26 protein-coding genes and 1 pseudogene are annotated in these 18,759 nt (G+C 62.7%); 14 read left to right on the forward strand and 13 right to left on the reverse strand.

From position 1 onward, the window contains the following. From VBE63_RS14525 to VBE63_RS14535, 3 genes are all read left to right on the forward strand, one after another. Window positions 1–241: hypothetical protein (locus VBE63_RS14525; protein ID WP_323683746.1), on the forward strand; the 241-nt coding region annotated here is incomplete at its 5' end. A 168-nt stretch (window positions 242–409) separates the two neighbouring features. Then, window positions 410–655: a hypothetical protein gene (locus VBE63_RS14530; protein WP_323683747.1), complete on the forward strand. Its 246-nt coding sequence runs from the start codon at window positions 410–412 to the stop codon at window positions 653–655. Continuing rightward, a complete protein-coding gene (locus VBE63_RS14535) occupies window positions 652–999 on the forward strand; it encodes a transcriptional regulator (RefSeq protein ID WP_323683748.1) in 348 nt (115 codons plus the stop codon). The genes VBE63_RS14530 and VBE63_RS14535 overlap by 4 nt, the downstream gene beginning before the upstream one ends. A 154-nt stretch (window positions 1,000–1,153) precedes the next feature. On the opposite strand, the gene VBE63_RS14540 is transcribed toward VBE63_RS14535, so the two are convergent. Next, complete coding sequence (locus VBE63_RS14540) at window positions 1,154–1,672, reverse strand: WYL domain-containing protein (protein WP_323683749.1); 519 nt, start codon at window positions 1,670–1,672, stop codon at window positions 1,154–1,156. A gap of 84 nt (window positions 1,673–1,756) precedes the next feature. Here VBE63_RS14540 and VBE63_RS14545 point away from each other — a divergent pair, with 84 nt between their 5' ends. The 6 genes from VBE63_RS14545 to VBE63_RS14570 all read left to right on the forward strand — a co-directional run bounded on the left by VBE63_RS14545 (window position 1,757) and on the right by VBE63_RS14570 (window position 4,953). After that, on the forward strand, window positions 1,757–2,095 hold the full coding sequence (locus VBE63_RS14545) for a hypothetical protein (RefSeq protein ID WP_323683750.1): 339 nt from the start codon (window positions 1,757–1,759) through the stop codon (window positions 2,093–2,095). Beyond that, entirely contained in the window at window positions 2,092–2,406 is a 315-nt protein-coding gene (locus VBE63_RS14550; protein ID WP_323683751.1) for a helix-turn-helix domain-containing protein, read from the forward strand. The genes VBE63_RS14545 and VBE63_RS14550 overlap by 4 nt, the downstream gene beginning before the upstream one ends. Window positions 2,407–2,498: 92 nt before the next feature. Then, the gene (locus VBE63_RS14555) at window positions 2,499–2,846 is read left to right on the forward strand and encodes a transcriptional regulator (RefSeq protein WP_323683752.1); all 348 of its coding nucleotides are present in this window, start codon (window positions 2,499–2,501) and stop codon (window positions 2,844–2,846) included. Between the two features lie 489 nt (window positions 2,847–3,335). After that, the gene (locus VBE63_RS14560; protein WP_323683753.1) at window positions 3,336–3,734 is read left to right on the forward strand and encodes a hypothetical protein; all 399 of its coding nucleotides are present in this window, start codon (window positions 3,336–3,338) and stop codon (window positions 3,732–3,734) included. A gap of 3 nt (window positions 3,735–3,737) precedes the next feature. Next, the gene (locus tag VBE63_RS14565) at window positions 3,738–4,253 is read left to right on the forward strand and encodes a GNAT family N-acetyltransferase (protein ID WP_323683754.1); all 516 of its coding nucleotides are present in this window, start codon (window positions 3,738–3,740) and stop codon (window positions 4,251–4,253) included. Window positions 4,254–4,422: 169 nt separating this feature from the next. Next, complete coding sequence (locus tag VBE63_RS14570; protein ID WP_323683755.1) at window positions 4,423–4,953, forward strand: hypothetical protein; 531 nt, start codon at window positions 4,423–4,425, stop codon at window positions 4,951–4,953. On the opposite strand, the pseudogene tnpA reads toward VBE63_RS14570, so the two are convergent. The 4 genes and pseudogenes from tnpA to VBE63_RS14590 all read right to left on the reverse strand — a co-directional run bounded on the left by tnpA (window position 4,896) and on the right by VBE63_RS14590 (window position 6,619). Beyond that, a pseudogene (gene tnpA, locus VBE63_RS14575) lies at window positions 4,896–5,324 on the reverse strand (IS200/IS605 family transposase). The gene VBE63_RS14570 and the pseudogene tnpA sit on opposite strands and share 58 nt — an antisense overlap. A 181-nt stretch (window positions 5,325–5,505) precedes the next feature. Then, complete coding sequence (locus tag VBE63_RS14580; RefSeq protein WP_323683756.1) at window positions 5,506–5,730, reverse strand: hypothetical protein; 225 nt, start codon at window positions 5,728–5,730, stop codon at window positions 5,506–5,508. Next, the gene (locus VBE63_RS14585) at window positions 5,723–5,995 is read right to left on the reverse strand and encodes a BrnT family toxin (protein ID WP_323683757.1); all 273 of its coding nucleotides are present in this window, start codon (window positions 5,993–5,995) and stop codon (window positions 5,723–5,725) included. Before VBE63_RS14585 ends, VBE63_RS14580 begins: the two co-directional genes overlap by 8 nt. Window positions 5,996–6,175: 180 nt before the next feature. Further along, entirely contained in the window at window positions 6,176–6,619 is a 444-nt protein-coding gene (locus tag VBE63_RS14590; RefSeq protein WP_323683758.1) for an MBL fold metallo-hydrolase, read from the reverse strand. Window positions 6,620–6,906: 287 nt separating this feature from the next. On the opposite strand from VBE63_RS14590, the gene VBE63_RS14595 reads away from it, so the two are divergent. Then, the gene (locus VBE63_RS14595; RefSeq protein ID WP_323683759.1) at window positions 6,907–7,179 is read left to right on the forward strand and encodes a hypothetical protein; all 273 of its coding nucleotides are present in this window, start codon (window positions 6,907–6,909) and stop codon (window positions 7,177–7,179) included. Here VBE63_RS14595 and yrfG read toward each other — a convergent pair. Then, window positions 7,161–7,883: a GMP/IMP nucleotidase gene (yrfG, locus tag VBE63_RS14600; protein WP_323683779.1), complete on the reverse strand. Its 723-nt coding sequence runs from the start codon at window positions 7,881–7,883 to the stop codon at window positions 7,161–7,163. The two genes, VBE63_RS14595 and yrfG, sit on opposite strands and share 19 nt — an antisense overlap. 490 nt (window positions 7,884–8,373) lie before the next feature. Here yrfG and VBE63_RS14605 point away from each other — a divergent pair, with 490 nt between their 5' ends. Continuing rightward, window positions 8,374–8,742 (forward strand): DNA-binding protein, encoded by a 369-nt coding sequence (locus VBE63_RS14605; protein WP_323683760.1) that lies wholly within the window; start codon window positions 8,374–8,376, stop codon window positions 8,740–8,742. Beyond that, window positions 8,739–9,266, forward strand: coding sequence for an RES family NAD+ phosphorylase (locus VBE63_RS14610; protein WP_323683761.1), 528 nt, complete (start codon window positions 8,739–8,741; stop codon window positions 9,264–9,266). Before VBE63_RS14605 ends, VBE63_RS14610 begins: the two co-directional genes overlap by 4 nt. 365 nt (window positions 9,267–9,631) lie before the next feature. Here the strand turns inward: VBE63_RS14610 and VBE63_RS14615 are convergent, their stop codons facing one another. Both VBE63_RS14615 and VBE63_RS14620 read right to left on the reverse strand, forming a co-directional pair. Beyond that, complete coding sequence (locus tag VBE63_RS14615; RefSeq protein WP_323683762.1) at window positions 9,632–9,823, reverse strand: hypothetical protein; 192 nt, start codon at window positions 9,821–9,823, stop codon at window positions 9,632–9,634. Window positions 9,824–9,845: 22 nt separating this feature from the next. Continuing rightward, the gene (locus tag VBE63_RS14620; RefSeq protein WP_323683763.1) at window positions 9,846–10,574 is read right to left on the reverse strand and encodes a response regulator; all 729 of its coding nucleotides are present in this window, start codon (window positions 10,572–10,574) and stop codon (window positions 9,846–9,848) included. Here VBE63_RS14620 and VBE63_RS14625 point away from each other — a divergent pair. Both VBE63_RS14625 and VBE63_RS14630 read left to right on the forward strand, forming a co-directional pair. Then, the gene (locus VBE63_RS14625) at window positions 10,555–11,274 is read left to right on the forward strand and encodes an ABC transporter ATP-binding protein (RefSeq protein ID WP_323683764.1); all 720 of its coding nucleotides are present in this window, start codon (window positions 10,555–10,557) and stop codon (window positions 11,272–11,274) included. The genes VBE63_RS14620 and VBE63_RS14625 overlap by 20 nt on opposite strands. Then, window positions 11,271–12,434, forward strand: a complete 1,164-nt coding sequence (locus VBE63_RS14630; protein ID WP_323683765.1) for an ABC transporter permease — start codon at window positions 11,271–11,273, stop codon at window positions 12,432–12,434. The genes VBE63_RS14625 and VBE63_RS14630 overlap by 4 nt, the downstream gene beginning before the upstream one ends. Before the next feature lie 121 nt (window positions 12,435–12,555). On the opposite strand, the gene VBE63_RS14635 is transcribed toward VBE63_RS14630, so the two are convergent. From VBE63_RS14635 to VBE63_RS14655, 5 genes are all read right to left on the reverse strand, one after another. Further along, a complete protein-coding gene (locus VBE63_RS14635; RefSeq protein WP_323683766.1) occupies window positions 12,556–12,927 on the reverse strand; it encodes a hypothetical protein in 372 nt (123 codons plus the stop codon). A 96-nt stretch (window positions 12,928–13,023) separates the two neighbouring features. Continuing rightward, complete coding sequence (locus VBE63_RS14640; RefSeq protein WP_323683767.1) at window positions 13,024–14,772, reverse strand: Hsp70 family protein; 1,749 nt, start codon at window positions 14,770–14,772, stop codon at window positions 13,024–13,026. Beyond that, window positions 14,769–15,626 carry a nucleotide exchange factor GrpE gene (gene grpE, locus VBE63_RS14645; protein ID WP_323683768.1) on the reverse strand — a complete coding sequence of 286 codons (858 nt, stop codon included), beginning with the start codon at window positions 15,624–15,626 and terminating at the stop codon, window positions 14,769–14,771. The genes VBE63_RS14640 and grpE overlap by 4 nt, the downstream gene beginning before the upstream one ends. Next, window positions 15,627–16,016, reverse strand: a complete 390-nt coding sequence (locus VBE63_RS14650; protein WP_323683769.1) for a DnaJ domain-containing protein — start codon at window positions 16,014–16,016, stop codon at window positions 15,627–15,629. It lies immediately after the preceding gene. Beyond that, a complete protein-coding gene (locus VBE63_RS14655; protein WP_323683770.1) occupies window positions 16,016–18,718 on the reverse strand; it encodes a hypothetical protein in 2,703 nt (900 codons plus the stop codon). The genes VBE63_RS14650 and VBE63_RS14655 overlap by 1 nt, the downstream gene beginning before the upstream one ends. Window positions 18,719–18,759: the final 41 nt, after the last annotated feature.

The raw sequence follows: 18,759 nt of genomic DNA on the forward strand, positions 1-18,759 counted from the left end.
GGATATTTCACATCAAGGGGTGGATTACCGCGAGACGGTGCGTCGCTTTCCGGGGCGGCTCAACCAGATTCCCCATTGTTGGCTGTTTCATGATCTGTACGATCACAGCTATGGGCTTGAGCAGCCGGCACTGAGTCTCGGGGAGTGTCTGCGCATCGGCGAGATCTGGGTGCGGATCGCCGTTGAGCAGCAGGCGACGCTGGATGTGGAGACGGGCGGCTGGTTGCCAGGAAACCCCTAAGTCATTGCTGAGCTGACGTTAGCGCCCTGATCAAATCATCCATGATTTCCTTGTCGTTTTCGCGCTCCAACAGGATCAGCGGCTTCCTAGCACCCTCAGCCCTCCGGCTTTTCCGTATCGTTTTCGGATCGGCGGGCAAGCTCTTATTTGCGCTGATAAGCTATCGACATGAAAGCAAAGCTGCTTCTATCGTATCGCCGGAAACTGAGCGCATCCCTGTTCAAGGAGATACACGTCTGGCGGCTTCCTCAGCCGCTTGCAGGAAGCTCGCATCCTTACAAGTACCGACTGGCACTGGTGAACGGCGATCATAAGCACATCGACGATCAGGAATGCGCGCTGACTTTTAGCTCGATGCCGCAGCTCCTGATCGATTTCGACCGTGATATCCAGTACTGGAGGCAGTACCCATGAGCACGCTGATGATTGAAGTCGCAAGCGAGGAAGTGGCGCTCACGCAAGCAATCTCATCGCTAGAGCGCGAGACACCGCAACCACCACGCTACTTGTTTACGACGCAAGAAGATCTGCTCGATACGCTGACCAGTCATCGCTTTGCCATTCTCAAGGCCTTGGCGGGAGCTGGTCCGCTTGACGCGCGCGAGCTGGCCCGCCGGCTTGAGCGTGACCTGAACGCGGTCCAGGCGGATGCCCAGTACCTGATCGCGATTGGGCTGATCGATAAGACCGAGCGAGGTTCGCTGCACTTCCCCTATGATGCGATCGATATCCACCTCGGCTGGCGTGCAGCGGCCTGAACATGCCGGCTGCGGTGCGTCGACCTGAGCGGCATTCTGCAGGCCGCGGCATGTACGCGCCGCTCGATCGAGACCGCCAGCCACAGGAGCAGGGCGGCCAACGCCAGCGCGATGGCGATGACTTCATGGATGGACGCGGCGGTTGGCATCACCGTCATCCGTGCTCACCGCCCTCCTCGCCGGGGTCGGGCGAGCGGTAGAGCGCGGCCACCTTATCCGATTGCGCCCGCATCACATGGCGCAGCTCCGCCGGGGCGATGACCTCCAGATTATCGCCGGCGCCAAGCAGCCAACGCAGCAGTTGCCCGGTGGAGGGCAGCTGCGCGGACACCCGCAGGCTGAAGGCGGAGGTCTCCGGCTCATCCTCGAGCTGCTGATCGGCACTGAGCGGGCAGATACTGAGCAAGGGCACCAGATAGCCACGCACTCGCAGCTCCAGCACGATCAGCCGGCCTTGACCGAAGTCGACCTTGCCCTCGGCGATCGCCTGGTCCAGATCGAAGCCCTCCGCGGTGCGCGCCGGCTGGGTGGTCAGCGCCTCGGCGCGGATCATCCGATGCAGGGCATAGAGGCGCACCGGTGCCGGTTCGTCCTCCTTGAGGGCAAACAGGTAGGCAATCGGCCCGCGTTTCTCGTCACTGATCCCGTTTGACCATAGGCTCCCGCCATCCATCCCGGGGGACGCGCCTGGGAGTTTTTTTCTGTACGCATCCTGGATTTCATTGCTCTTGTCCGCAACTTGCGTATAATTTGCGCGATGAAAGCCATCTTCGTCGAATTGCCCGCTTTTTCTCGATACCGGGCCGTCTATCTCGACGATGCTGGCTTTGGGATTCTACAGGATGCCATGATGAAGAACCCGGAATCCGGAGACGTGATCGAAGGGACGGGAGGGCTGCGCAAGCTGCGGCATGCCGACCCGCGCCGTGGCAAGGGCAAGCGGGGCGGCTTGCGTGTGATCTATTACTGGTGGGCAAGCAGTTCGCAATTCTGGCTGTTTACCCTGTACGACAAGGACGAAATGGAAGACTTGAGCACCACCGAGAAGAAGGCACTCAAGGGCATGTTGCAAGCGGAATTAGAGGCCAAGCGATGAAGAAGCGGAACCTGTTTGCGGAGATTGTTGAGGGGTTTGATGCACTCTCGGATGCGCGCGTTGGCAAGCAGACGCTACGCACCCACGAGGTTGACATCCACCCAACACCAGAGGTGACTGCCGAGGAGTTGCTGGCCCTGCGCAAACGTTTGAACCTGTCGCGTCCCATGTTTGCACGTTATCTGCGCATCAATCCCCGCACACTTGAAAACTGGGAGCAAGGCCGCGCTAGGCCTAATGCCCAGGCTGCCTTGTTGATTCGTCTAGTGGAGAAATTCCCAGATACGGTAGAACGACTGGCAGCCGTATGAGTGAATTCCGGTGGACATATCCTTAAGGATTCCAGAAATCAAAGAGGACTGTGCGGCATGGCAAGGCTGCGTGTAGTACTGGAGGCAGACCCATGAGCACGCTGATGATTGAAGTCGCGAGCGAGGAAGAGGCGCTCACGCAAGCGATCTCATCGCTAGAGCGCGAGACACCGCAACCACCACGCTACTTGTTTACGACGCAAGAGGATCTGCTCGATACGCTGACCAGTCATCGCTTTGCCATTCTCAAGGCCTTGGCGGGATCCGGTCCGCTTGACGCGCGAGAGCTGGCTCGCCGGCTTGAGCGTGACCTGAGCGCGGTCCAGGCGGATGCCCAGTACCTGATCGCGATTGGGCTGATCGATAAGACCGAGCGAGGTTCGCTGCACTTCCCCTATGATGCGATTGATATCCACCTCGGCTGGCGTGCAGCGGCCTGAACATGCCGGCTGTGGTGCGTGGACCTGAGCGGCATTCTGCAGGCCGCGGCATGTACGCGCCGCTCGATCGAGACCGCCAGCCACAGGAGCAGGGCGGCCAATGCCAGCGTGATGGCGATGACTGCATGGATGGACGCGGCGGTTGGCATCACCGTCATCCGCGCTCACCGCCCTCCTCGCCGGGGTCGGGCGAGCGGTAGAGCGCGGCCACCTTATGTTCCAAGTAGTTACCAGGCTGAGGGTGACAAGGAGATGGGCCAGATCTTCGATACCCTTCGACGTTCCGCCGCCCTGCGCTGTTTGATGATGATGCGCAGCCATGACGTTCAAACCCTGGCCGAGCAAAGGTTCCGAGTTATGCCGGATCTGCTACAGCGCGAGACAGTGGCGCGGATCGTCCAAGGGTCGCCTTGCTGACGCCGCGCGGCCATCGGCTTGCGCTTTCCGGTTGGAGTGAGTAATCTTTTGCTCAATAACAGGAGATGATCGATGGCACGTTTTCAAGCCCTGACCAATGCTGTCCTCGAAGCCGAACTCGATCTGTTACGCGAGCGGTTTGGACTCGAACCCAATCAGAAGGCGGATCTCTTGCGCGAAATGGCGGCGATCGCGGGGTGGGTCGCGCGCCAGGCGGAGCAGGGGCGGGTCATCGAGGCGCGCCGGGGCGACCGGGTCGAGCGACTGCTGCATCCCGCGCTGGAGCGTTTGATCACGGCGGAGCACCGGTCGGTGGGCGAGCGGCTGGTCTTGACGGATGCCGAGGTGGAGCACCTGGCGACCCTGCTCGAACAGGGTTTCGATCCGCCCCCGGCCTTGCGCACCGCGCTGGCGAACCTGGCGCAGGTGCCACGACGCCCCCCGTCGCTGCACTGGTCGTCGCCGGACTGAGCCATGTCGCTCCACATTGAGGCGCTGGATCGCGCTCACCGTCCACTGCTCGCCGACTTCCAGAATCCACACGCCAGCCTGGTCGATTATCTGCGGCGGTACGCCTTGCGTCACGCCGAAAAGGATCTCCTGGCGCGGACCTATGTGGCGATCGACAGTGGAACCGGCGCTCCCCGGCTGGCCGGTTATTTCAGCCTCACCACCGTCAGCGTCGAACGCGATTCGCTGGTGTCGCTTCCCGCTTTGGAGCGGCTGCCGCGCTTCCCGATTCCCGGAATTCTCCTGGCCCGGCTCGCTGTTGATTCCCGCGTTCGCGGGCAGGGGTTGGGCCGTTACCTGTTCGAGGAGGCGCTGGGGCTGACGCTGCAACTCGCGCAGACCGGCCCCGTCGCCTTCCGACTCTTGGTCACCGATGCCATCGACGCTGAGGCGCAGGCTTTCTACACGCATTTTGGGTGCGCGCCGCTGAGCGATGAGTTTCCCTGCCGGATGGTCCTGGATCTACGTCCGCTGCTGTGAAAACAGCTGGGTTTCGCCGGCCATGCTGGTACGGAATCTTGCGGCTCTGATGAGCCGATCCCACGCCAAGACCACCGCCGGCTTTCTTCAGCATCCATTGAAAACTTCTCCGTGCCACGCGTTAGTGAGGGGAGACCACTCACCCGCGCTGACCCAACGGAGGATCGCCATGACCACCCTGACTCGCCGCTTCACCAAGACCCGCTTCGTCCTGGCGCTGGCTGGTGCCGTTTTTCTCTGCTGCCTCAGTGACATCGTGCAAGCCGCTGACAGAAATAAACAGACAGTCGATGCTGCCCTGGAGATAGGACAAATTGTCGCCCCGGCACCGGTTGGACAGGTGTTTGAGGTGGTCGATACCCTGCGTGATATGTCGGCCACGGCGGCCGGAGCGGCGACGGCGTATTCAGTTGCCGGCGCTTCCGGTCCTGCCATCATGGGCAAGCTCGCCGTAGTCGGCGGGCCGGTCGGTACTCGGGCGGCTGTGGGATCGGTTCGCCGAGCGACCGGTGGAGATCGCGGTGAAGGCGGAGCCGCCCAAGACAGCGGTGGCGATGCGTTGGCCGCAGCAGCGGTTGGCGGCGAACGGGCGGGTGATTGCCTTTGTCAGCTCGCACCAAAAGGGGACCTTGGGCGATCGGCTCACGGCTTTGCGGTTGACGGGCCAGGGCTACGAAAAGCTCCCCAGCAAATACTATAGTCCTTGATCATTTCCTCCGTCATCTCTCCGACTGTGGCACAAAAGTAACCTCGTGCCTAAAAGTGACGCCCCCAATAGCGCTTCTTCAAGGTCGGAAACTCCTCAAACAACTTGCTCGACGACCTCCCTTTGACCCGACGCATGATTTCGCTCGGTGCCAGTTCCGGTGGGGCGGAGACCAGAATATGGACATGATCCTGACTGACCACGCCTTTCAATATCCTGATCTCGAACGCTTCGCATGTCTGTCGAACAAGCTCTCGGACACGCAAACCAACGTCCCCACGCAGCACCTTGTAGCGATATTTCGTGACCCAAACAAAATGATACTCAATTTTGTAAACGGTGTGACTGCCGTAACGGTAATCCATCGATCTCCCCTCTCCGGTTGACTCCCTGCCAACCTACCAGCTAGAGGGCTTGAGATGAAATCTGCCCGCCTGAAAGGCGGGGGTTTAAACCTTGGATATGGAAATTAAGAGCTGCATTCAGCGACACACAGAAAATTCGAACCTGGTACGTTTAATTGCGTTTAATTGGATGATTGTTGAGTCAGGGTTTGCGCGCGCTGCGCTCGGCGATCTGAACCAAGGCTCGCAGGGCCTCGTTGACGGCGGCGCTATCGGGAAATGCCCAGACCAGATCGGGGTCGATGCGTACGATGTTAGAGCCTTCGGCCACTCTCGTCGCGTACTTTCCGCGTACGAAACCGGCGGGAAAATCCTCATGACGATACTCCGGGCGGAGGTCGTCTGCTTGATCTTTGTCGTCAGCCATGTTCATAGAGTCGCCTTTCAGATCGAGTCGCGGGTCTGGTGCTGATGATACGGATCACATCGTCGCGCTCGCAGTGCGCCACGGTCAACAAGCGCCCAACAACAGACACACCAAAGGTGATCCAGCGAGCCTCGCCGGTCGAGTGGTCTGGATCGGCGCCGGTGGCGGCGAACGGGTCCGTAAAGACGGTGCATGCCTCCTCGAAGCTCACGCCATGCTTACGCAGATTGGCTGCAGCCTTCATCTCGTCCCAATTGCAGTTCATTGTCCGATGCGATCAGTCAGCAGCGGTGCCGAGTAACAGCGCAGGCACATGCCCGATAGAGGATTCGCCAACCCGCCAGCGCCCCCAACGCCCCCAACGCCCCCAACGCCGATAAGCATCGAAACTCCCCGGAACGGGCCGCGCGCTGAGCAATACGCAGAAAACCCGAACCTGGTACGTTTAATTGTCCGCCGCCGGCGAGTCCAGATAATCCTGAAAACCGCCTGGGGCAATGATCTCAGCGCCAAGGTCGTCGAAGACCTGCAGACCATAGATGTGATCCGCGTGGTAATGGGTCACGATGACAGCCTTGATCGGCTCTTCGGTGACGTTACGTATCTCCCCCAAGAAGCGCTGCGCTAGCGAGGGTGACCCCAGCGCATCCACGAGCACGACTCCTTGATCGGTCACGATGGCAACCGCATTGGAGATGAAACCCTTATTATCGGTTGCGATCCCCGCCATCCCTTGCACGTAATAGACATGCTCGGAGACCTGCTTGAGCGACATTTCGATGTCGATCGGCGCTGGCTCGGCCATCGCATGCATGGCCATTGGAGCCAGCAGCAGCATCAATAAGGATCGACGCAGTAGGACACGCAGGCTGTTCAAGAATCGAATCATTGTTATCGGCTCTGTTGGTGGTAGGTATCCACCGCAGCATGCGGACAAAGACTCGCCAGGGCAACCGCTGCAGACCAAGAGCCCGACGACAGGCGCCAGGCAGTCAAGCGCGGGAGCCCAATAACAACGTGCCATTGGTCTGAGCACAGGGCCTCTACCTCCTGGGCTCACTGATCCAGGATGGCCTGCTCGATGTCGCCGACATTGACCACCTCGGTCGGCATCTACGGGTCGGTCGGCAGCGCGGACGTCGTGTGCAGTTTGCCCTGCTGGCCGAGTCGCCGAGCGTGAAGCTCCAGCTGGAGAGCATGGGCATCAAGGCGGAGACCCGCCGCGAGGTCGCGCCGGTCGTGATCCACGAGGCGGCCTCCCTGGCCGAGGCCTACGGCCAGCTCGGCCGCAACCCGCGCCTTGGGCTGAGCGGTCTGCTCCTGCGCTCACATCGGGAGTTGTTCAGCGATGACGCTGATCCGCACGGGCCGCCTGCTGCAATTGATGCAATTGATCGCGGTGCGCCAGCGACCGGAGGCGCGCGTGTCAATCAACGACGCACTCGATGAGCTGCTCGATCTGCCGCCTCAGCGCCCGGCAGTGGGGGCGCCATGGCTTCCAGCGCGGGCAAGAGTGCCGAAAAATCCTCGATCGCATCAAATTCCTCACAAGCGCGCGCCGGCTGCGCCGAATCTGGCACCAGGATCGCCAGCAGCCAACGGAAGCCATACTCACGAGCAGCCCGCAGCACGGGCAGACTGTCGTCGACGAACAGGGTCCGCTGCGGATCGAAGGGCTCAATCGCTTGCACCCGCGGCCAGAACTCGGGAGACTCCTTCGCGGCGCGGAGATCATGGGAACAGACGATGTGCTCCAGATGACCATCGAGACGGGTCTTGCGCATCTTCAGCTCGATCGACTTCTGATGCGCGTTGGTGACCAGCACACGACGCTTGCCAGCATCGGCCAAGGCCTCGAGGAAGCTCAGCACATGCGGGTGAATCGCGATCAGATGCTCGACCTCCGCCTTCAGCATCGCGATGTCGAGCGCAAGCGCCTGCGTCCAGTGATCGACGCAGTACCACTGCAGCGAGCCCAGCAGCGCCTGATAGCGCCCGTAGAGGTCATCCTTAGAAGCCGCCAGCGAGATCCCTCTCGACTCGGCATAGCGCAGCGGAACATGCTCCAGCCAGAAGTGGTTATCGAAGCGCAGGTCTAGCAGCGTGCCGTCCATATCGAGGAAGACGGTATCAATAGCGTTCCAATCCAGCATCATGGTGGCTCAGCGGTTTCTAGGCGTTGACGGTTGTTCTTCTGATCGCTATGGGTCCGGATCACTCAGAACTCTACCTCTATGTCCTGTCGACAAAACCTGTTGGTCACACCATGAGCTCTGAATCTGGCGTCGTCGTTGTCGCCAAAATGTTCTCCAACTAATAACAGAATCGTGGGTTCATGTCGGCGCCCGAATTCGGCGAACCACGAGTCGAATAGTCGAAATCGGTCAAGGATTCGCCCACCTCGCCAGACTGGCTATCGATTCCACACTCCGACAGTGCCAAGAGCGGTTCGCAACGTTCGGTTCCGACCCGGAGCGGTCAGTCAGCGGGAAAGATTACGTGACCGCAGTCGTGCATTCAGCTGACACGCGAAGAGGTCGCCTGGGGCTCGGAATGGCTACATACAGGGACCGGCGGCAGCTGGAGCTATGCCTATACTGTGCGTAGAATATGCATTTCTGACGTACACCCTAGGAGAACCTCATGGCTGCCATCTTCGCAGACGTGCTCGAATCGACGCGGGAGCCGGGCACGTCGCGGTTTTCGGCATCGGGCGTTGCCGACATCCTCGGCCTGCAACAACAGGATCTGGCCGAACTGGCAGGGGTCCATCGCAACACCCTGCGCACCCATCCGGAATCGCCAAGACTACAAAGCGCACTGCGTGACCTGATGCGCGTGTTGTCGGCCGCCACGGCGGTGCAGCCAGACCCGCAACACGCCATCTTTCTAATCAAGAACGAGCCGATTCCCTCGTTTCGCCACAAGACCTTGTTGCAACTGATTCAAGAAGGGCGAACCGAGGATGCGATCGGCTACCTGGAGTCGATCAGCGCCGGGTTCGTCGGATGATCCTGTGCGACCTGCCTCCCGGCACCACGTTGTTCCGGGCGCATACCCCGCAGTGGGCCAGTCGGCCTACCAGCGGTGCAGGCGCCGCAATCCGAGGGGGACGATTCAACCGAGAGGGCGTGGAGGCGCTGTACCTGTCGCTGGATGAGGTGACCGCCTTGCGCGAATACCAGCAGACCTCACCCTTCCTACCACCCTGCACCATGTGCTCGTACACCGTGGCACTGTTTGACCTGGTCGACCTGCGCCAGTTCCACGACGGCGAGCCCTGGGACGATCTATGGCACGACTGGCGCGAGGACTGGCGCCACCTGAAGTTCGAGCGACGTGTCGAGCCGCCAACCTGGGTTCTCGCCGATCTGGTACTAGCGCACGGATACCCCGGCATCCTCTTTCCGAGCCAGACGCACGAGAGTGGAACGAATGTGGTCGTTTACTCGGAGCGACTCAAGGGTGGCAACTCAATCACCGTCAACGACCCGGACGGGCGACTCCCTCGCAACATGTCCAGTTGGGCGCAATGATCTACCGCAGTTTGCCGATTTCCAGCTCGCGATGAACGACGAGGACCTGCACGCACAACAGCGCGAGGTTCAGCGTTTGCTGGGGGTGCTGCCTGCTGCGTCTGCAGCAGTAAGAGCGCCTGATGAAGGGCATCATCCACAAGAAACTCTTGCGTCGTCAATAATCTGCCTCGATGGGCGAGATCACGCGTTTGGCCAGGGCGCCGCGACCGACCGCTCAGCGCTTTTCACCGGACGTCTAGGTCGGACAAGTCAGTGACCGCTCCTGGCCGGAAGCCGACACCGCAGCAAGCGAACACGGCAACTGTTCTTCGGGAGCGAAAGGTGACGGACGGGGATCGGTGCGATACCCACTTGATTTCGTGTTACATCCCGAGTTCCAGCAGGCCGAACGTGTGCATCCAGGCAATCGCGGGTTGTGCCCACTCAACCCGCGCCAGCCCGTTCCCCTCAGAAGACAGTGTTACGCTTAGGTGTCTCTGAGCTGACACCTTCGACCAGTCGCGGACGGCGCGGAACGGCAGCGCCATCCAGCGGTATTCACCCATCAGCAGCACGACACTTGTCCGACATGCCGCGCTAGGATGGCGACGCAGCGCCGCTGTTCACAGGGATACCTGCCATGGCCCGTTGCAAGGCCGCCCGCAGGCGGGCGGGCTGCAGGGGCTTGTGCAGTAGCCGGTAGCCGCTCTCGCGCGCCAGGCGGATGCGCTCGGGCGCGGTATCGCCTGTCAGCAGGACGGCGGGCACGGGCTGGCGCAGCACCGCGCGCACGGCCGCGATGGCGTCGATGCCGGTCTCGTCATCGCGCAGGCGCAGATCGGAGAGGATCACATCCGGCACCAGCCCCTCGCGGCGCAGCAGCGCCAGCGCCTGCGCGCCGGAATCCGCCGTCAGCACCGCACAGCCCCATTGCCCTAATAACAACGCGGTTGCCTGCAGGACGTCGCGCTCGTCGTCGATGAGCAGCACGACGCGGCCCTGCATCTGCCAGATCGGCGGCGGCGACGACGCCGCAACCGCGTTGCTGGGGCTGGTGGCATGCGGCAGCAGAACGCTCACCAGCGTGCCTCGCCCCAGGCGCGAGCGCAGGCTCAGCGGCAGCCCGAGCAGGCTGCACAGGCGCCGGACGATGGCCAGGCCAAGCCCGAGGCCACGACTGCGGTCACGGTGGGGATTGTCGATCTGGCGGAACTCCTCGAATACCTCCGGGATGCGCCCCTCCGGGATGCCGATGCCGCTGTCCCAGACCTGCAGCAATATCCCATGGCGTCGCTTGCGACAGCCGATGAGCACGCCGCCCCGCATCAACGAGTTGCTCGCGACCTATGCGCTGGAGCCGATGCGCAACCGCCTCGCTGGGCGCATGAGCGGTGGCCAGCGCCAGCGCTTGGCCCTGGCCGCGGCCACCGTCCACAAGCCGACGCTCTTGTTTCTCGATGAGCCAACCTCGGCGGTCGACCCCGAGAACCGCCGCGATTTCTGGGAGCGGCTGTTCGACCTGATCGATGCCGGCGCCAGCATCCTGGTCTCGACCCATTACATGGACGAGGCCGAACGCTGCCATCGGCTGGCGATCATGGAGTCCGGCCATAAACGCGCCGATGGCTCGCCGGCGGCGCTGATGGCGGCGATGGGCGCCCATGTGGTCGAGGTCGAGGCGCCCGATCTGCGGGCGCTCAAGCAGCAACTCGCGGCGCTGCCGGGGGTGATCTCGGCGGCGCAGCTTGGCAGCCGGCTGCGGGTGCTGGTGCTGGTGCTGGTGCGGGATCGGATCAGCGATCCGATCGCCTGGCTCAAGGCGCAGTCGCTACGGCCCGCGCCTAGCGATTTGGAGCGGGTGAGGCCAAGCCTGGAAGACGTCTTCGTCACCAGCACGGGTAGACCGACTCGGGACCACCCAGGCCCGGCGCCCTCAGTTGCGCTGTATGGCGAGTCCCTTTCATCCCATGACAATCACGGCAACCGCGGCAACGACGAGGATCAGCACCAGGAGCAACGGCGATGAACGCCCTGCTGCAATCCGCCCGGCGCATCCTCGCCATCCTGACCAAGGAACTGACCCAGCTGCGGCGCGACCGCACCACGCTCGGCATGGTGATCATGATCCCGCTGATCCAGCTGGTGCTGTTCGGCTATGCGATCAACACCAACGTGCGCCACATCCCCGCGGCGCTGGTCGATCAGTCCAACAGCGCCCTCGGCCGGGTGCTGGCGCAGACGGTGGAGGCGACCCAGGTGGTGCGCTTCACTGAACGCTACGCCGACATCCGCGCGGCGCAAGACGCGATCATCGAAGGCCGGGTCCGCGCCGCCTTGATCATCCCCGCCGATCTCAGCCAGCGCATCGCTCGCAGCGGTAGTGTCGGCGCTGGACTGCAGACACCCCCATCGACCGACGGCCAGACCAGCCGAGCGGTCGCGCAATGGATCGTCGACGGCTCCGATACCATGATCGCCGGCGCCATCAAGGGCCTGCGCGCGATGCCACTGAGCGAATTACTGCGCCGCCCCGCCAACCGCACCACGCCCACCTTCGCCGTCGCGCTGTTCTTCAACCCGGAGCAGCGCACCGCGATCAACATCGTGCCTGGACTGGTGGCGGTGATCCTGACCATGACCATGGTGATGTTCACCTCGGCGGCGATCGTGCGCGAGCGCGAGCGCGGCAACATGGAGATGCTGATCAACACCCCGGTGCGCCCGCTCGAGCTGATGCTGGGCAAGATCCTGCCCTATATCGTCATCGGCCTGGTGCAGACCGCGATCATCCTGCTGCTCGGCCATCTCATCTTTGGCGTGCCCTTGCACGGATCGCTCATCGCCCTCGCCGCGGCGACACTGGCCTTCATCGGCGCCAGCCTCGCGCTCGGGCTGGTGCTCTCGACCCTGGCCAGCAATCAACTGCAGGCGATGCAGATGACGGTGTTCATCCTGCTGCCCTCGATCCTGCTCTCCGGCTTCATGTTCCCCTACGAGGGCATGCCGGTGCCAGCGCAATACATCGCCGAGCTGCTGCCAGCGACCCACTTCATGCGCGCCATCCGCGCCGTAATGCTGCGCGATGCCAGTCTCGACCAGGTCGCCACGGACACCTTCTGGCTACTCGGCTTCATGCTGGTCGGGCTGCTGATCGCCTCATTGCGCTTCAAGAAACGGCTGGATTAGGTCGCAAAGATAACGGATGCGTCGATCGCAGCCACCGAACTCGCCGCAGCCAAAGCAACGTCGGCGGCGAGGCTGAGCCCAAAGCCCTAACTCATCCGGCAATCGATCACCTCGCGAACGCCTAAGACATGCTTTGATTGGGCGTCGGCTGCTCACCTGAGTGCTCGGAGGAGATCAGTATCCGACCACCAAAATTGGAGATCACGAGCCTGGCACCGGGATCGATCAGGAGCCGATCGCTCGAACTGGAAACGCGCTGATATAGAAGACCAAGCAGCGACTTGGCGAGCGGGTCGCGTCGCAGGCTCAACACACGCCGCAGCGCCTGCTCCGCAGCCGCTGGCTCCTCATCCTTGACGAACTCGGCGATGCCGATGCGCAGCCAGTGCTCAGCGGCGCGCTCGGTCGCCAGCAGCAGACCGAGTTCCATACCGCAGCGGCGGCAGGTCTCGGCCTCATCGAGGCGGGCACGGCAGTTGGGACAGCGTTCCATGGTGGCTCTGATCGCTCGTTCTGACATCCAGCTGGTCGTCGACGCCCAAAGCTTAAGCGCTTAAGCGCCTACGCGCCTAAGCGCCGAGGCTCGGGCTCAGGTCTCCAGGTAATAGATCAGATCGGCCAAGGCGTCGGTCGAGCGCTTTAGCCCATCCTGATCCCCTGCCTCCAAGGTATCGCGCACGGCTTCGATCAGATCGATCAGATCCTCTTTGTCCTCATCGCTCGCGCTCTGCAGCAGGCGCTCGGCCTTGTCAAGGAGGGCCTTGGCGCGAACCTGCCCACGATGCTGCTCGGTGTCGGCATCAGCGCCCTCCTCAACCTCGGCATCACCATCGATGAGCGTCGCGAGGCGTTGCTTGGCCGCATCGAGCTGCTCGGATTCAAACCGGGCCGTGGCGTTGTCGATCTCAATATGCTTTTCCAGCCCAGAGCTCTTCTCGATCGCCGTGACCTTGAGGATGCCATCCAGATCCAGATCAAAGCGCATCAGGATCACGTTACCCGCCGGTACGTCACTCAGCCCCTCGACATGGAACGAGCCGATCTCGGTATTGTTGAGCGCATCGCGATCCTCACCCTGGTAGATGTGCACATCGACCGCGTCCTGGCCGTCGAACATGGTCTGGAAGGCCTCGGTCTTGCTGGTTGGGATCGGCGTGTTCTTGCGGATGACCGGCACGAAGCAGTACGGATAGGGCATCCCGTTCATCTCGCTCAGGGCGCTGGTGCCGAAGGTATAGGGCGTCACATCAACCAGCACGGTGCTGGTCGCCTGACCGGCGATCACTGCGGCCTGGATCGCGGCGCCCGCAGCGACGCAGAGATCGGGGTCGATCTCGGCGCGCGGCTGCATCCCGAGCAGTTCCTCGAGTCGCGCTTGGATCACCGGGGTGCGCGTGGCACCACCTACCAACACCACCTCGTCGATGTCGGACACCGTCAGCTCGGCACCCTTGAGCGCGGTATGCACGGCATCCAGGGTCTCGTCGATGTAGCCTTCGATCATCGCCTCGTAGTCGAGGCGGCTGACCTCCAACGACAGGTTGACTGGCGGATTGCGATCGGGCAGCAGGTACTCCTCGTCGATGCGCGCATAGGGGGCATCGCTGAGCGCGATCTTGGCCGTCTCGCAGGCGCGCATGATGCGCGCCATCGCGGCCTGATCCTGGCTGGGATCACAGTCGTGCTGCTCCTTCAGGTGGGTGACGACATGCTCGATGAGCTTGGCGTCGAAGTCGTCACCACCGAGGTGGTTGTTGCCATGACTGGCCAGTACCTCGGTGATCTCGCCACCGGCACGCACCACCGAACAATCGAAGGTGCCGCCACCCAGGTCGTAGACCAGGATGGTGCGCGGCTGCTCGGCGTCGACCTCGTAGGCCAAGGCAGCGGCGGTAGGCTCGTTGATGATGCGCACCACCTCGAGCCCGGCCAGCTCGCCGGCATTGCGGGTCGCTTGGCGCTGGGCATCGGAGAAGTAGGCCGGCACCGTGATCACGGCCTTGCCGACCGGCTCGCCTAGCTGTTCTTCGGCGGCGCGCTTGAGCCGCTTCAGGATCAACGCCGAGATCTCCTGCGGGCTGTAGGACTGATCGCCCATCGGCAGCCGGACATCTTCGCCCATGCGTCGTTTCACCGAGCGAATGGTGCGCTCCGGATACAGGGCATACTGATTACGCGCGGCCTGGCCGACCAATAGGGCGCCGTCATCGGCAATGCCAACGATCGAGGGCAGGATACGGGAGCCATCGACCTCGAGCACCTCCGCGCGGCCATCGCGTAACACCGCGACCTCCGAATTGGTGGTGCCAAGATCGATGCCGATGATGATGTCGCTCATGGAGAAGGCTCGGTCGGTGTCTGGTTGATGGGTTCAGCAGCGGCCGCAGGCTTTGCAGACGCGGCAGGTGCAGACGCGATAGGTGCAGACGCGATAGGTGCAGCTTCAGGCCTGGTCGGTGCGGCAGTTCTCTCAGATGCCGCAAGCTCTGGTGGCGCTGGTGGCTCAGCCGGCCCGACCGCCTCAGGGCGATTGACGACCACCTCAGCGATCCGCAGCAGCTCGTCCTCGAGCAGGAAGCCGGGGCGGCGTTCGGCGATCACCTGACCAGCGGGGATCTCTGGATCGAAGGCCAACTCAGCGGCATGCATCCGATGCGGATCAAAGGTCTTGCCGAGCGCCGGCAGCGGCCGCACGCCGCGCCGCGCTAGGGTCTCATCGAGCCGGCGCAGGTTCATCGCCAGCCCCTCGGCCATGGCCGCTGCGAACTCACGCGCACGGCGCCGACCGAACAGCCCTTTAGGCTTATAACCAGCTGCGCTCGCCTGTCCGGCCTGGAGCCGGTCGCGCAGCTCCAACAGCTCGAGCAGCAGTTCCTTGTGCTCGCGCCGGCGTGCACCACGCTCCTGCTCACGCCGCCGCTGCCGTTCCTGCTCAAGACGCGTCTGAGCCGATTGCAGGTTCTCGAAGAGCCCACGAAACTCATCGAGCGCGGTCTTGAACTGACGCGATTCAAGCTTGACCTCGTTCTTCAGCGCTGCGACCTCTGCAAGCAGGCTGAACAGATCCGGCGCGTTCGGGGCATTATCCTCGGCATCGCCGAACAGATCTGCACTGGTCTGCGCGGCCGCGGGCGGTTGATCCAGGTAGATGCGAAAACGTTCCGCGAGCCGATCCTTGGTGGCCGTATCCATTTAGGGCTCACCTCTCAGCAAGGCTTGAAACCGCTCCGGAGCAGGGCGCTGCATGTCCGAAGCGTCTGATACAGAGGCCCGTTCAGTCGCCGGCTTGGCGCTGGGCTTCCCGTCGAGCTTGGCCGCGGACGGGGTCGTCGACTGGGCAGCGCGCCGGCTGACCTGGGCCCGGCGCAAGATGTCGATCGGTTGCGGCGGCGTGGTCTCGAACAGCCGATAGGCAATCCGATCACGCCGGGTGCGCAACTGCTCATAGGCCTCGCGCACGGCCTGAAACGCGGCCGGATCGCGGTCGGGTGGACAGCGCTTGATCGCACTGCGATAGGCCGCTTCCACGGCAGCATCGTCGGCATCGGAATCGATGCCGAGCACGAGAAAGGGATCAGCCATCAGAATAGATCTAAATTAAAAGGGAATTTCTTGGACTTGCGATTGCGCTGTTTGGAGCCGGAGCCGGAACCGGAGCCGGCATTCGGCAGCGGCAACCCGTCGAGACTGTTCACGGCACTCAACACGATCGCTTCGAGCATCTCGACCACCGATTCTTCACCCTCTTCTTCCGCCATTTCAAGGAAATGGGCACGCAAGACCCCGGGCATGCTGGACTCCTCGAGCGCCTGCCTCAATGGCTTGCGTTTCAGGGCGTCGAGTAGTTTATCGAGCCCAAGCGCACCGGTGAGCAAGGCCGCCATCTGATCGGTTGAACCCTCATCCCAGTCTGGGTCCAAGTCCGGATCAAAATCCGGATCAAAGTCCGGATCAAAGCTTGGCATTGGCAGGCCGCCGAACGGGAGGAACTGCCGCACCAGCTCGCGCAGCTCGTTTGCCACGCGCATGTCACCAGCCTCCTCGGCTCGCTGCAAGGCCTCGCGCATCCGCTCCAGTTCTTTTGGCTTCGGGTGGCCCTGATCGGAATATTGGCTGTGATAGAGGTTAAACTCGAAGATTGGCGTCCGCGGCCAGCGTTTCAGGGCGGCGCGGGCAGCCTCCTGACGGGCATCATGGAGCCGCATGCGGCGCAGGGGCTCACAAGCCACCTCTAGCTCCGCGCGCTCGAGCTGCTTCCAAGGCGCCCCCTTCAGCATCACCTTGAGCTGATCGGATAAGCCCTTGGTGAAACGTTCGGTTTGATCGAGAAACTGTCGTAAATGGGTGATGATTGACCGCAGATCAGCGGCATCACGGACCTTCTCCGATTTCAACTCCAGCAGTTTGGCAACCTGTGCCTGGCTCACCGTGAGCTCGTCAATCGCGAGCATCAGCTCGACACGACCCGCGAGCCCTTCGCCCCGTTGCTGCAACCGCTCCAGCAACCGGCCACGCGCCGCATCGCGATCGACGTAATGCATCGCCAACACATCATCGATCCAGGTCAGGCGCTCACGCAAATGGTCTTGGCCCGCGCCACGCGCGACCCAGTTGCGCGCCTCGCCCACCTCCTTGAGCGCGAGATCTCCGCGCCGGTTGCGGATCTGTTTCGCGGCATGCCGGAGATGCGCCTTGACCAGTTGCTGACGCACACCGGTGTTGATCGGATCGACCTTGAGCATCTGCTGCGCCAGCCCGGCAGCCTTCTTGAAGGCATTGCTGGCAAGCGCCGTTTGCATCGCAGCCTCCAACACCGCCATATCCTTGGGCCAGCGCCTTTGGGCAACGCTCAGGATGCGCCGAGCGTCCTTCAATCGATCGGCGCGCCGATACCAGCTGATCAACCGCAGATAGGTCTCGCGATGGTCTGGGTCGAACGCTAGGCTGCGCTCGAGCTGCTCAGCCGCAATCGCTTCGCCCGAATCGGGATCGGTGTCAACAGGGCCCTTGCTCGGATCGGTCTCGAGGAGTTTGTAACGCGCATCGAAACGCCGCAGGGCGAGGGCCGCCCCGAGCAGTCGATCTTGCGCCGCAAGGCCAGCGCCAGTGCAATGCGGCTTGCTGAGCGCATCGGCCACCGCCTCCCACGCCTCGGGGGGGTCCCAGCCGAAACCACCCTGAGGGTCCTCCGCGTTCCAGGCCTCGACCAAGGCCTGCTCCAGGTCAGTCAATTCGCGCCAGCCCTTCGGACGCGGCCCCCAGGGCTCGGAGATGGGCGGCAACAGCCGCAGCTTGGCCTGTTGCACCCAGTCTGCGCCGAGCAGATCCCGATAGCGCTGCAGCAGGCGGAGCAGACCTTGATGATCCATCGCTTGCCGATTGGGCGCTTGTTGATCCGCGGACTTGGCGGGCTTCGAGTTAGCGGGCTTCGGCTTGGCACCCAGCGCGGCCAGCGCCTGAGCCAGCTCCAGCTGCTGTGGCAACCAACCGCGGAGCTGTGCGGCAAAGGCCGCCTGCTGTGGTCCGGCATGCTCAAGCGCGCTGATGAACCCGGCATCATCGAGCAACGCCAGTTCGGCCGCGCGCCTTAGCGGGGCAAAGGCTGAGTCATCGCCGATGCGTTCGAGCATTGCGCGGGCCGCCTCTGGCTCCTGCTCGGCGCGAACGAGCGCCTTCAACAACGTGGTCCAGGCCCGATAGGGCGAGCGGAACGGAATCTGCGCCAAGGCCGCCTCGAGCGCCTTCGCATCCTTAGCGCAGTAGGCTTCAAGCGCGGTGCGCGCCGGCTCGGCATGGCGTCGAATCAGATCATCGGCATCAAGCCGGGCAAGGAGTTGCTGATCACCAGCCAGCACCGCCGCCGCGAGTTGCTCCCCGAGACGCTCGCGCTCGGCAGACGACAGCGCCTCGCGCTGCAACCAGAGCTTGAGCATCGGCTCTAGATTGCCAAGGCGCAGGCACAGCAGGCCGTGCTCCAGGGCCGGCGGCACCTCAGGACCAAGGGCAGCACGGTTCTCCCAGATCACCAGTGCCTCCTTGAGCATGCCCTTATCGGTCAACTCCTGTGCCCGACCGGCATAGGCCTCGGCGAGCGCTAACCGCCGCGTGGCACTGCGCTCGCTGGCCGCATCATCCTTGAGCAGGGCCTTGAGGTCGGCAATCGCTTCGCGGTAACGCCCGGCCTCAAGGGCTTGCAGTGCTTCGCGCTCGCGCACCTCGGGGCTCTGCGTCGCGGCCGCTTTGGCGCTCGCCCGATTTGCTGGTTTCTTTCGTTTCTTTGCCATGGCTTAAAGCCTAACGAATCCTTGTGCGATACGCGAGAGCT

The organism is Lamprobacter sp., from assembly GCF_034860625.1.
Classification (GTDB): Bacteria; Pseudomonadota; Gammaproteobacteria; order Chromatiales; family Chromatiaceae; genus Lamprobacter.